Raw genomic sequence first — 12852 nt, forward strand, 5'->3', positions numbered from 1 at the left:
ATGAGAATCCGTTCCTGCAGCGCTTGTTGTAAGGTCTGTCTCGACAAATTGCTACACCCTTCCCAAAATCGTTAACAAATAGTTTAACAGAATACCCCTTGACTGAAAAGGATCCTCCATCGACATTCGCCCGCATTTGTTTTATAATTATTATATCATTTAATTTCTATTGGAAAAGAGGGAATGCTCATGGCTGAAATAAGAATACGCAACACGGAGCAACGCATTTCGGGAGAAGAGAACGTCCGCGCGTTCCTGGAAAGCCAGGAAGTCCTTTACGAGCATTGGAATGCCGGCAAGCTAGCCGCGGAATTGCAAAATAAATTCGTGTTGACCGATGAAGAGAAGGGCCAGATCCTCGCGACCTACGACGCAGAAATTCGCGATCTCGCGGAGCGCCGCGGATACCGGACTTGGGATATCGTCGCCCTTTCGGACGCGACTCCGAACCTCGACGAGCTGCTCAAAAAATTCGAGAACGTTCATACCCATACAGAGGACGAGGTTCGCGCCATTACGGCCGGACGCGGCATCTTCATTATTAAAGGCACGGACGATGTCGGTTACTTCGACGTTGAGCTCGAAGCAGGCGACGTCATCTCCGTTCCGGAACATAAACCGCACTTCTTCACACTGATGGAAAACCGCCAAATCGTCGCGGTTCGCCTGTTCATCGAGACGGAAGGCTGGATCGCCCACCCTTACGCGGATGCGCAGTTCCAATCCAAGTAATAAAGCCTATAAGCAGCATTCAAGCCCCTCCGGCGCTCCAAGAGCGACCAGAGAGGCTTTTTTCATTATCGCACATAAAGGTCCGATACGCTTATTCGGAACTGTAGATCCATCGGATTTACTGCTCGAGCAGACGCAACAGATCTTCCAAATCGGCAATTTCGTGCGTCGGGACGATCTCGTCCGTGCGCTTGGCGCCATGGCGGTTGATCCATACCGAGGTCATGCCGATCGTGTTCGCGCCAAGGATATCCGTCGTCAGCTTGTCGCCGACCATGATGCCGTGCTCTGGTTCGATGCCAAGCTGCTCGAGCGCATGTTTGAAGATCGGCGCGGCGGGTTTGCCTTGTCCGAATTCGCCCGAAATAATGATATGATCGAAATAAGGGATCAGCTCCGGCACGCCGTCAAGCTTCTCCTTCTGCAGATCCGGCGACCCGTTCGTCAGCAGCAGCAGCTTATACTTGCCCTTCAGCGCATCAAGCACGCGGAACGTCTCATCATAGACGATCGGGCGCGAGCGGCGCTCCGCCGGGAATTGTTCGGCCAGCTTGGCGCCCAGCTCCTCGTCGTCCACGCCCAACGATTTCAACCCTTGCGTCCAGGCCGCTTTCCGATAACCGGGGGCCAGCTTCTGAAGCTTGCGGAACTCCTCCTGCTCTCCGGCCGCGAAGTTCGCCCACAACCCTTCGAACGGGTTAATGCCGATCATTTTCGTGAACGGGAACGTTTCGTACGATTCATACAACGCCCTCGCTTCCTTGCGCACCGCTTCCTCCAGTTCGGCCGGATCCACGCCCGCCGCCTTCGAACCCGCTTCGCAGGTTGCTTGGAACGCTTCCTTCACGCTTCGGTCATCCCATAATAACGTATCATCCAAATCAAACAATACCGCTTGTTTCGCCACCATGCTCCCAATCTCTCCCTATTCTATTTTTCTTCGAATTGAATGCCGTGAATCTGCGCGAACGATTTCATCTTGTCGGTCATGTCAGCGGTGTTGAACCGGTTCAGCAGCCTTGAAAAGGTCCAGCCGGCACCCTTCTTCGGCAAAATCGTCACATAACCGTTCTGTACGCGAATGCCTTGGATATCCGCCGCGTTCAATCTTTTGTCCCCCGTTAACCTGCGGGACTGAACGTAATCCTTGCCGATCTTCAAATACGGTCTTCGGAAGAAAAACAAGGCGGCCAACAAGACATAAGCCCCGATCGTCACCCAATTAATCGTATCGAGCTTAAATTTCGGATCAGCTGACATGACAAACAAATACATAATGACGAACAAAATCAGAAGAACGGGCAACACGAAGTTCCGCCCGGTAAACCGATCCGCCTTCTCCGCGTTCATCACCAATTGACCGGAACCTTGTTTTTTTCGTTGTTTGTTTATCGTTGTCATGTTTTTGCGTACTTTGCGTTCCCAAGATCGTGACAAGGTTATTCCTCCTTATGTAATCGTTAGGCTGCAGCTCAACAAAATGCAGCCTAATTCATTCATTAATGTTTGATTCCGCCGTTGCCGCCGTTCTCTTCGTCCTCCACGTACTTGATCGAGTCAAGCTGCTGCTTGAAGTTGGCTTTGAAATTGTTCAAATATTGTTGTCTGAGCCCATCCCGTTCCTTTGTTTCTTCGTCGGTTAACCCGACGGTTTTGTTTTTGCGGGACAGCTCGTTGATCCGCGCGATAAGCTTGTCGATATCCATCTTTCTTTTCCCCTTTCTCTTGATGCGAACATACTACTCCCTACTTTTACATTTTGAACATTGCATTGTCAAGGTAAAGCGCCTATTGCTCTCGACATCCATGCGACACTGTCAAGAAACAGACAAAAAAAGGCCATCCAATCCTGCCTGGATGACCTGTTTCAACTTGTGATCTTAAATAACCGGAATAATCAGCTTCTGCCCGGGAAAAATCGTAGCCGATTCCAGCCCGTTGCGATTCTTGATCGCATATACGAGGTACCCAATATCGCTGCCGTCTTGATGGCGGCTTGCGATCGTCCACAACGTATCTCCGCTGCCGACCGTTATAACCTGCTCCGAAGCGCTAGGGCCTTCAATCCCCGTACTCGAAGCATTCGTACTTATGATAAGGAAGCTTGTAAATACGAGTAAAAATAACATCAGGCTTACAATAACCTTTGCCATATGTCGTCTAACCCACTTTAGAAAAGTTGGCTTCTCATCGCGATTCGTAGCTGTATGTAAGGAACGGTATGAGCTTGTACTTGAATTCATCATCATCATATTCAGCACCCCAAACATTTGTTCTGTTTTAAATTTAACACGAACAAACGTTTCCGTCAACCAAAAAATGCGAACATTTGCGCCCCAGAACTTATGTTTGTACGAACGGCGGTTCTGTGCTATAATTTGACACAATAAGATGAATGGAGATGATGGACGTGTCGAAGATTTCCAAACGGCAAAATTCGATCCTTGACTTTATAAAGCAAGAAGTTCGAGAGAAAGGTTATCCCCCTTCCGTCCGCGAGATTGCCGAAGCGGTCGGATTGTTATCCAGCTCGACGGTGCACGGCCACTTGGATCGTTTGGAGAAAAAAGGCTTCATTCGCCGCGACCCGACGAAACCCCGCGCGATCGAGATTTTGAACCAGGACGAGAACGACAACGTCATCCACATGCCCGTAGCGCAAGTTCCGATCGTCGGCAAGGTAACCGCAGGCATGCCGATCACGGCGACGGAGAACATCGAGGATTATTTCCCGCTCCCGGCGCATTACGTCGGCGACAGCAACAACGTTTTTATACTTAACGTCATCGGCGAGAGCATGATCGAAGCCGGCATACATAACGGCGATTATGTCATCGTGCGCCAGCAGCAGACGGCGAACAACGGCGATATCGTCGTGGCCATGACCGAAGACGACGAGGCGACCGTGAAGACGTTCTATAAGGAAAAGGATCATATCCGCCTTCAGCCGGAGAACGAAACGATGGAACCGATCCGTTTGCACAATGTCACCATTCTGGGCAAAGTAATCGGATTGTTTAGGGACATTCATTAAGCGAAACGGCATCTCATATGTAAACCTATCAAAAGGCGGCACGGGAACATGTTCCCGTGCCGCCTTTTGTTAATTTGATATCTTGAACAGCAAAATTACAAAACAAAGGGCAGCCCGCGGTCGTTTCGAACCGACGGGACTGCCCTTCTTTATCATCCTTTTAGTAGAGGCTCAGATATTGATCGCGTTCCCATTGGTGCACTTGGGTCCGATACATATCCCATTCGATTTCTTTGAGCTCGTAGAAGTGAGCGAGCGCATGATCGCCTAGCGCTTCGCAAATAACGTCGCTTCTGAGCATCTCTTCCAACGCTTCCTTCAGATTGACCGGAAGGCTCGGAATACCCGAATCGATCCGCTCTTCCTCCGTCATGATGTAAATATTGCGGTCAGTAGGAGCCGGAAGCGGCAATTGATTTTGAATGCCGTCCAGACCTGCTTTAAGCATAACGGCGAGCGCGAGATAAGGATTCGCTGCAGGATCCGGGTTACGCACTTCCACGCGCGTCGACAAGCCGCGGGAAGCCGGGATGCGGATCATCGGCGAGCGGTTGCTGGCCGACCATGCTACGTAGCATGGCGCTTCATAACCGGGAACCAGACGTTTGTACGAGTTGACCGTCGGGTTCGTAATGGCTGCCATCGCGCGGGCATGCTTCAGAATGCCCGCCATATAGTAGCGGGCCGTATCGCTTAGGCCGAGCTTGTCCTTCTCGTCGTAAAACGAATTCGTGCTGCCTTTGAACAACGATTGGTGGCAGTGCATGCCGGATCCGTTTACGCCGAACAGCGGCTTTGGCATAAACGAGGCATGCAGGCCATGAACGCGCGCGATCGTCTTAACGACGAGCTTGAACGTTTGGATTTGGTCGGCCGCTTTAATCGCGTCCGCGTATTTGAAGTCGATCTCGTGTTGGCCGGGCGCTACCTCATGGTGAGACGCTTCGATCTCGAAGCCCATCTCTTCCAGCGTAAGCACGATCTCGCGGCGGCAGTTCTCGCCAAGATCCATCGGCGCAAGGTCGAAGTAACCGCCTTGGTCGTTCAATTCCGTCGTAGGCTCGCCCCGCTCGTCCGTTTTGAAAAGGAAAAATTCCGGCTCCGGACCTACGTTCATCGCGGTGTAGCCGAGCTCTTCGGCTTCCTTCAGCGCGCGCTTCAGAATGCCGCGCGGGTCGCCAGCGAACGGCGTGCCGTCCGGCATGTAGATGTCGCAGATCAGACGCGCGACGCGATCTTGCTGGACCCATGGGAATACTACCCAAGTATCGAGATCAGGATATAAGTACATGTCGGATTCTTCGATCCGAACGTAACCTTCGATGGAAGATCCGTCGAACATCATTTTGTTATCGAGCGCTTTGTCCAGCTGGCTAACCGGGATTTCGACGTTCTTGATCGTGCCTAACAAATCGGTAAATTGCAAACGAATGAACCGTACATTCTGCTCCTGGGCAATACGTTTGATGTCTTCTCTAGTGTAACTCACAGAATCATCTCCTTTTGTCCTCATATTTACCGTTTATTTAAGAAACGGGTTAATTGTCCCTCGATCATGGAGGTTCTGCCCGGTCTCTTCTCCAGCAGCTGCTGCTTCAGCAAACGGTGAAGCTGCTGATCCGACAACTCTCTGCGCTTCACTTCGGATTGCTCGCTAACGATCGTTGCGTCATCCGATTCCTTGGAAACCGGATTCATGACTTGTTTGATTCCGGCGATGTTAACGCCTTTCTCTATCAACGATTTGATCTCTAGCAGACGTTCGACGTCGTTAAACGAGAACAACCGTTGATTGCCAGCGGTTCTGGCGGGAACGATCAATTCATGCTGTTCGTAATAACGGATCTGCCTGGCCGTCAAATCGGTCAGCTTCATTACGATGCCGATCGGGAACAAGGCCATATTTCTGCGTATTTCGTCTGCCATGTCGCATCAACCTTCCAGTCGCTCATTTATAGCTTCATTGTATCGTCGCGCCACAAATGTGTCAAGTTATGTAAGGTTTAATCACAATTAATCCGCTGCTGACCAGCTTCTCGAGCGCGACCAATACGCCGTATTTCGCATGAGCGTACGTAAGCCCTCCTTGCATGTAAGCAATGTAGGGTTCCCTGATCGGCGCGTCGGCGGACAGCTCCAGGCTGCCTCCCTGTATGAAAGTCCCCGCGGCCATGATGACCGGATTGTCGTACCCCGGCATGTCCCAAGGCTCGGGCACGACATGGGCGTCTACGGCGGCCGCTTGCTGGATGCCCTGCACGAAAGCGATCAACGGGGCGGCTTGTCCGAACCGGACCGCCTGGATCAGGTCTGTGCGGGGTTCGCTCCAGCTCGGCTTCGTCTCGAAGCCGAGACGCTCGAACATCGCCGCTGCTAGAATGCTCCCTTTGATCGCTTGTCCAACCATATGAGGAGCCAGGAACAAACCCTGGTACATAGAGCGTAGCGTTCCTAACATCGCGCCGACATCGCCGCCGATGCCCGGAGCGGTCAGCCGATATGAGGCTGCCTCTACTAACTCGCGCCGACCGGCAATGTACCCTCCGGTTTCCGCAATGCCGCCGCCAGGATTTTTGATGAGCGAACCCGCGATCAGATCGGCGCCAACCTCCGTCGGCTCCATCAACTCCGTAAATTCGCCGTAACAGTTGTCGACGAAAACGATCAAATCCTCGCGGATCGCCTTCACCCTGCGGACGATCTCGCCGATTTCCTCAACCGTGAAGGAGGCGCGCCAAGCATACCCTCTGGACCGCTGGACGCCGATGACCTTCGTCCGCTCCGAGATGGATGCTTCGATCGTATGCCAGTCAAGGCCACCGTCCGGCAGAAGCCCCGCTTCCGAATAGGTAATGCCGAAGTCCGCTAGTGAGCCCGTTCCGTCTCCCTTCTTCCCGATGACCTTATGGAGCGTATCGTACGGTTTGCCGGTCACGTAAAGCAGCTCGTCCCCCGGACGAAGTACGCCGAACAACGCGCAGCTGATCGTATGCGTGCCGGATGCGAAGTGAGGGCGGACAAGCGCCGCCTCTGCTCCCATCGCATCGGCATAAACAAGATCCAACACTTCGCGTCCCCGGTCGTTATAGCCGTATCCGGTGGAGCCGGTGAAGTGAAAATCGCTGACCTGATGCCGTTTGAACGCTTCAATAACTTTCCACTGATTGCGTTCCGCTATCCGTTCCGTCCGTTTGAACGCCTCCGCCGCTTCCTGCTCCGCCAATTCCGCCAAAGCGGTTAACCGTTCGAAACGCTGCTCTTTCTCTAGTTGCTCGTTCATGGCCTATGCTTTCTCCCTTTCGCCTTGCGAACCTAAATCGCTGAATGATCTATAATTTCAAATCCTCCGGCCGTATCGACATTAATTCGCCTTTGGCCGGGATCGAACTGGAATATTGCCCGATTAGCCGAACCGCCTGATGACGGATCGCCTTCTCGATCGTATTGCGCACAAACCGGGCGTTGCTGAAAGAGAACATCTCGTTCTGCTTCTCCTGCATCAAGTGCTGGCGCAGCTTGAACAAGGTTTGCGGCATCATGACATAATCGCGTTCCTTGACCATGAGCTCGCCGATCTGCAGCAGCTGGTCGACCGAATAATCCGGAAACTCGATTTGGATCGGAAAGCGGGAGGGCAAACCCGGATTCGTCATCAGGAATTGTTCAATCTCGAGCGGATAACCGGCCAAGATAAGAATAAACCCGTTCCGGTGATCCTCCATCGCCTTGACGAGCGTATCGATCGCTTCCTTGCCGAAATCCTTTTCGCCGCCGCGGGCCAGACTATACGCTTCGTCGATAAACAACACGCCGCCTAATGCTTTGCGCACCAAATCCCGCGTCTTCTGCGCCGTGTGTCCGATGTATTCGCCGACAAGGTCTGCCCGCTCGACTTCGATGAGATGTCCCTTCGTCAAGACGCCCATCTTCTGAAACAGCTTGGCGATGATTCTAGCAATCGTCGTCTTGCCCGTACCCGGATTGCCTTTGAAAATCATATGGTATACTTGGGATCCACCGAATAATCCAGCCTCCGTGCGCATGCGGCTAATATATAACAATGCGTAAATTTCATACACCAGCTGCTTGACGTTCTCCATGCCGATCATGGGATCAAGTTCCTTTTGAATCTCGGCGAAATGATCCACCGCGGGCAGCGGCTTGACGCTTGTCAACGGTTCGGCTTCCAGCGCCTGCGCCGAAGCCGCGCTTGCCGATTCATGGCTTCTGAGCACCACGTTGATTTGACGGGAAGGTCTGGTGGAGCCGTTGCCTGGTCCCGATATGACGTGTCCGTTCATCTGTCGCATCACCTTCCTTTGTACGGATGCTATGGCGGAATCCCGCACTACAAGAGGTAGTTCAAAAAATCCGCTATCTTCATCCAATATTCTCGGTGCTGAAAACCGGATTTTTCGAACACGCATTATAAGCTTATTCTCTCTTGCGGCGGCATATTAGCAGATTCACAGCATCGACTCGGGAGATCTGATTCCGATCCGGATCAAGGCATAATCGAGCTTCCATTTGGTGTATGCGAGCACTTCCCGCGAATCGTTGTAGAACTCGTTTAACACGCGGGATTTGACGCCAGCGACGTTTGCGGGCTCGAACCCCGCGAACGCGGCGATTTCAGCGGCGCGAGGCGCATGGTAATCATGCGTGATGACCAGAAAGTCCGTCGCGCCTTCCGACTCGCCGAGACGCTTGCTGAAAACGAGATTCTGGTAGGTGCTCGTCGAATCGGTTTCTAGCAACAGCTTGTCTTCCGGCATCCCTTTGGCCGTCAAATAATCGCGCATCCCCTCCGCTTCGGAGATCGTCGACGATAACCCGCCGTGACCGCCCGACAGAATCAAGCGATCGACGATGCCATCCTCGTACAAGCTAAGCGCGTAATCCAGCCTTTCCTTAAGCGCCGGACTTGGCCGATCATTCCATAACGCGGCTCCAAGCACGATGCCCGCATCCGCGTGGAGCCCATCTTCAACCGTTGTTTCATGATTATTGATGTACCATGCGGCATAACCGCACCAAATCACGCCTGCGACAAACGCGATCACGACGAAACGAAACAGGAGCAGCCACGGCCGCAAGGAACCTCTCCTTCGACGCGGTCTGCTCCTCTGCTGCTTGACGGCCTTCATGATTCGCTTAACTCCCCCGTCCGCTCCATTAGGCTCTTGCGATGTTTGAGACTAAGGGTGAAATAGCGGAACCTGCCGTTTCGGATGCTGGATAGCAGGCGGCCGGCCGTCTTGCGCGCAAGCGCCGCGTCCTTGCCCGAGACGGCGCCTTGCCTAAGCGCGTCCTCGAGCTCGTCTTCGTCCATCAGATACACTTCGCCGCTCGGGAGCACAACGACATCGAGATACAAATCATCGAACCACGGCACCTGCTGATCGGTCAGTCCCTGCGTCTTGCATACGTCGATATACCATTGCACGACGCGCCCTTTGTCGTCGAACATGGTCGTCACGACAAAATGTTCGCCCTTCGGAAAGTGCTGCATCCACAAATAACCCCGGTCTGCCAGGCAAAGCCTTCGTCCGTTATATTCCTTCCAGAGAGGCTCCCGAAGCTCGTGGATCCGGTAGAAGGTCACTAGTCCTCTAAACTCGTCTCCGTCAAGCGCCAGGCATGAGTAGCTTCTTCGCAGTATTCGGCGCCAATTCGCGCGATCGGAAAATTTTCTCTTCATACGGAACGTACCTTTCCGTTCATTTAGGAATTACGTCCGCCGCTCTAATGGGACGGCCTACATGTTCGCCAGGAACACTCCTATAGAAAAAGATTACCATAACTTAACGTCCATCTCCAGCGCATGGGCAAAATAAACCAAGCTTTGGAAGCAGAAAAGCGGCTCCGGAGGGATTTCCCCTGCCGAAACCGCTTGTCCATCAGCTTGCTTCGATCGTCACTTTGGTAATGGTCACGTCCTCGACGGGCACACCTTTCTTCACGGGCACGTCCGCTATCGCGTTGACGATCTCCATTCCGCGCTCGATCGTGCCGAAGATCGTATAATTCGGCTGTCGGTTCAGGTTAGAAGCGTCGGGCCCTGTGCAAATAAAAAACTGGCTGCTGCCGGAGTCCGGCGTTCCCGTATTGAACATCGCGACTACCCCTTCCTTGTACGTCGATTCCGTATCCAGCTCGTCCGGAATCCGGTAGCCGGCATTGCCGGTGCCGTTCCCCTTCGGATCGCCGGTCTGGATCATAAACGATTCGATGATGGAATGGAACTTCAGTCCTTCGTAGAAACCCTCGTTCGCGAGAAACACGAAGTTGTTGACGGTCACCGGCGCTTTTTTCGTCAGCAGCCGGATCTCGAAGCTGCCTTTGCTCGTCTCGACGATTGCCTTGTAGCTCTTATCCAGGTCAATCGACATTTCGGGCATCTTGCTCCAGCTAAGAACCTTCGGTTTGCCATCCTGCCCTTGGGCGGAAAGCCCCGACGGGCTTCCCGATCCGCAGCCGGTAACGATGAGCAGGATGCCTATCAGTGCGAAGACCGTCTTTCTCAACCCTCTGAATCGCATGTGCAAATAACCACCTATTCCATGGCGGAGAGGCGCTTACGTCCCCTCTGTCGTCGGTTCGATTGCAGCCTCTCCGCCTTGATTGGTACCCGTAGGCGTCGGCGTAGGTTCGCCTCCGTCCCCGGGCTCCGTTTCTACAGGAGCAGTCGGTTCGTCCGTTCCGTTATTGCCGTCATTGCCGCCGTCGTTGCCATCGCCTGGCTCCGTCGTGCCGTCGCCGGGATCAACCGGATCGGTCGGATCCGGTTCCATCGGAATGTCAGGCAATTCCACCTCCGGCACTTCGATTCGGACCGTCTCGGACGGTTCGCTCGCCAATTCGTTTTTGGCATCATAGGCGACGACGTAATAATCGTACGTCATTCCCGGGAAAATGCTCATGTCGGTTACGCCGGTCGTCGTACGCGAGTCAAACCGGGTATATTCGGATTCGTTCAGTTCCTTGCGGAAAATCTCGTAAGTCACATCCGGTTCCGGGCTGGCATCCCAGCTCAGGTCTACTCTAACCTCTTCCGGATTATACACGGCCGTAAAATTGTTCACCTTCGCCGGCGGCTTGTTTTCCTTCGCGCCCCCCGGACGTTTGAAGCTATCCTTGCCCACGCCTTGCATCGCTGGCTTCATGATTTTGGCGAACAACGCGGCCGATTGCGTGCCGCCCTTCTTCAAGAAGTGATCCATGTCCGTCTTATCGTATCCCATCCAGACCGCCGCTGTCCACTCAGCCGTATAGCCGACAAACCAGGCATCCTTGATTCCGTCGCCGGAATAACCTTTAATGCCGTGCTGAGTCGTGCCCGTTTTGCCCGCCACCGGACGGTCGATCGCGGCCTTGCTGCCGGTTCCGCCCTTCTCGACGACCGAAAGCATCATGTCGGTCAAGTACCACGCCGTCTCCGGAGACATCAATTGTTTCGAAGCCGGCGCTTCGTACGTGTAGTTGAACCCCTGATTCCCTTCGATTCTCGTAATCGTGTGCGGATCGACGGATTTGCCTCCGTTCGCCATCACGCTGTAGGCTGTCGCCATCTGAAGCGGCGAAGCGCCTTTCGTCAATCCGCCAAGAGCGAGCGCGAGATTCATGTCGTCGTCTTCCAGCTGAATGCCAAGCTTCTCCGCGAAAGCGGCGCCTTGTTTGATGCCGACTTGGTTCAGCATCCATACGGCCGCAAGGTTTCTCGAATCTTTTATCGCTTGCTTCATGGAAACCGGAGTCGCTCCCCATCGGTCGGTAGGACAATAATTGGAGAAACATTTTTTATCGTTGGCTAGCTCCGTCCAAGGGAAATAGTCGCCGCTTTCCAACGCCGGACCGTAGGATACGATCGGCTTGATCGCGGATCCCGGTTGGCGAAGCTTCGTCACCCGATTCCAGCCTTTTTTGACGTAATCCCTGCCGCCCGCCAACGCTTGAATTTCGCCGCTCCTATGGTCGATGATGATCATCGAGCCTTGCACGATCTGCTCGTCCTTGCTCTTCTCGAAGTTGTCCGCGTTATCAAATTGCGTGTCCATCGATTGCTGGGCCTGCTGGTTCAGCGTCGTGTAGATGTGCAAACCGCTTACACGCAGCTCTTCCTCGGACAGTTTCGTCACTTCCATCGCTTCTTCGATGACGAAGTCGACGAATGCCGGATACGAACCGGATTTGAATTGCTCTTGATGCGCCGGCGCCTCGTAGACTACTGCCTTCGCTTCTTCCATCTGCTCTTGCGTAATATACTTCTGGTCGTACATCAGCTGCAGCACGACCGCGCGGCGATCCATCGAATCCTCGGGATTGTTGATTGGATTGTAGCGGTTGGGCGCCTTAGGCATAGCCGCAAGCGTCGCCGCCTGCCACAGCTCCAGATCCTTCAGCTCGACACCGAAGTAATAATCGGCGGCCGCCTTCACGCCATGGACGCCTTTGCCGAAATAAATCCGGTTTAAGTACATCGCCAAAATCTCGTCTTTGGTCATCTGCTGCTCGAGCGCTACCGCGATGGACGCTTCCGTCGCCTTGCGGAAAAACGTCTTGTCTGCGGACAGGAACACGTTTTTCGCGAGCTGCTGCGTAATCGTGCTGCCGCCTTCGACGGCGCTTCGCGCGATAACGTCCTTTACGACCGCGCGGCCGATCGCCCAGAAGTCGAGACCGGCATGCTCGTAGAAGCGCTGGTCCTCCGTCGCGACGATCGCGTCCCTCATGAACTCCGGAATTTCAGCAAACTCGGCGACTTCGCGATGATCCATGACGTCGTACAGGCGAGAAATCTCTTCGCCCTTCGCGTCGTAGATGATCGATGCCTCGCCGAATTCAAGCTTGCTTCCGTGTTCCTCGAGCAGCCGTTCGCCGTTTAATATGATGAGTAAATAGCCGATAATCCCGCATACGATACCAATGACGACCGTGAAGAAAATGCCGTAGAACCAGGCTCGGCCGGATAATCGCTTCCGTTTCTTCCCCTTGGATCCGCTTTTTCTGATTTTCGATTGTTCAGCCATGGTGATTCCCTCCTGCACTTCCTTGATTCCCTATCTATAGGATGGACATGAAACGAC

14 protein-coding genes are annotated in these 12852 nt (G+C 53.6%); 2 read left to right on the plus strand and 12 right to left on the minus strand.

The features are described from left to right. Window positions 1-189: 189 nt before the first annotated feature. On the plus strand, window positions 190-732 hold the full coding sequence (locus tag RB620_RS01475; protein ID WP_308091733.1) for a 1,2-dihydroxy-3-keto-5-methylthiopentene dioxygenase: 543 nt from the start codon (window positions 190-192) through the stop codon (window positions 730-732). Between the two features lie 118 nt (window positions 733-850). Here RB620_RS01475 and RB620_RS01480 read toward each other — a convergent pair whose 3' ends face one another. The 4 genes from RB620_RS01480 to yneA form a co-directional block, all read right to left on the minus strand. Then, window positions 851-1639: an HAD-IA family hydrolase gene (locus RB620_RS01480; RefSeq protein ID WP_308091928.1), complete on the minus strand. Its 789-nt coding sequence runs from the start codon at window positions 1637-1639 to the stop codon at window positions 851-853. A gap of 23 nt (window positions 1640-1662) precedes the next feature. Then, window positions 1663-2169: a hypothetical protein gene (locus RB620_RS01485; RefSeq protein ID WP_308091734.1), complete on the minus strand. Its 507-nt coding sequence runs from the start codon at window positions 2167-2169 to the stop codon at window positions 1663-1665. A 62-nt stretch (window positions 2170-2231) separates the two neighbouring features. After that, window positions 2232-2438: a DUF896 domain-containing protein gene (locus tag RB620_RS01490; protein ID WP_308091735.1), complete on the minus strand. Its 207-nt coding sequence runs from the start codon at window positions 2436-2438 to the stop codon at window positions 2232-2234. Between the two features lie 174 nt (window positions 2439-2612). After that, window positions 2613-2885, minus strand: coding sequence for a cell division suppressor protein YneA (gene yneA / locus RB620_RS01495; protein WP_308091736.1), 273 nt, complete (start codon window positions 2883-2885; stop codon window positions 2613-2615). A gap of 257 nt (window positions 2886-3142) precedes the next feature. On the opposite strand from yneA, the gene lexA reads away from it, so the two are divergent. Beyond that, window positions 3143-3766 carry a transcriptional repressor LexA gene (gene lexA / locus RB620_RS01500; protein ID WP_308091737.1) on the plus strand — a complete coding sequence of 208 codons (624 nt, stop codon included), beginning with the start codon at window positions 3143-3145 and terminating at the stop codon, window positions 3764-3766. A gap of 160 nt (window positions 3767-3926) precedes the next feature. Here lexA and glnA read toward each other — a convergent pair whose 3' ends face one another. From glnA to RB620_RS01540, 8 genes are all read right to left on the minus strand, one after another. Continuing rightward, entirely contained in the window at window positions 3927-5255 is a 1329-nt protein-coding gene (gene glnA / locus RB620_RS01505; RefSeq protein ID WP_308091738.1) for a type I glutamate--ammonia ligase, read from the minus strand. Window positions 5256-5281: 26 nt separating this feature from the next. Further along, a complete protein-coding gene (locus RB620_RS01510; RefSeq protein WP_308091739.1) occupies window positions 5282-5692 on the minus strand; it encodes a MerR family transcriptional regulator in 411 nt (136 codons plus the stop codon). Window positions 5693-5753: 61 nt separating this feature from the next. Then, on the minus strand, window positions 5754-7046 hold the full coding sequence (locus RB620_RS01515; protein ID WP_308091740.1) for a methionine gamma-lyase family protein: 1293 nt from the start codon (window positions 7044-7046) through the stop codon (window positions 5754-5756). 49 nt (window positions 7047-7095) lie between these two features. After that, window positions 7096-8067 carry an AAA family ATPase gene (locus tag RB620_RS01520; protein ID WP_308091741.1) on the minus strand — a complete coding sequence of 324 codons (972 nt, stop codon included), beginning with the start codon at window positions 8065-8067 and terminating at the stop codon, window positions 7096-7098. Between the two features lie 165 nt (window positions 8068-8232). Beyond that, window positions 8233-8913: a YdcF family protein gene (locus RB620_RS01525; protein ID WP_308091742.1), complete on the minus strand. Its 681-nt coding sequence runs from the start codon at window positions 8911-8913 to the stop codon at window positions 8233-8235. Then, window positions 8910-9467, minus strand: coding sequence for a ribonuclease FAU-1 family protein (locus tag RB620_RS01530; RefSeq protein ID WP_308091743.1), 558 nt, complete (start codon window positions 9465-9467; stop codon window positions 8910-8912). Before RB620_RS01530 ends, RB620_RS01525 begins: the two co-directional genes overlap by 4 nt. 199 nt (window positions 9468-9666) lie before the next feature. Continuing rightward, complete coding sequence (locus RB620_RS01535) at window positions 9667-10308, minus strand: peptidylprolyl isomerase (protein ID WP_308091744.1); 642 nt, start codon at window positions 10306-10308, stop codon at window positions 9667-9669. A 36-nt stretch (window positions 10309-10344) separates the two neighbouring features. Continuing rightward, on the minus strand, window positions 10345-12795 hold the full coding sequence (locus RB620_RS01540) for a transglycosylase domain-containing protein (protein WP_308091745.1): 2451 nt from the start codon (window positions 12793-12795) through the stop codon (window positions 10345-10347). Window positions 12796-12852: the final 57 nt, after the last annotated feature.

This window comes from Paenibacillus sp. LHD-117, assembly GCF_030929555.1.
Lineage (GTDB): Bacteria > Bacillota > Bacilli > Paenibacillales > Paenibacillaceae > Pristimantibacillus.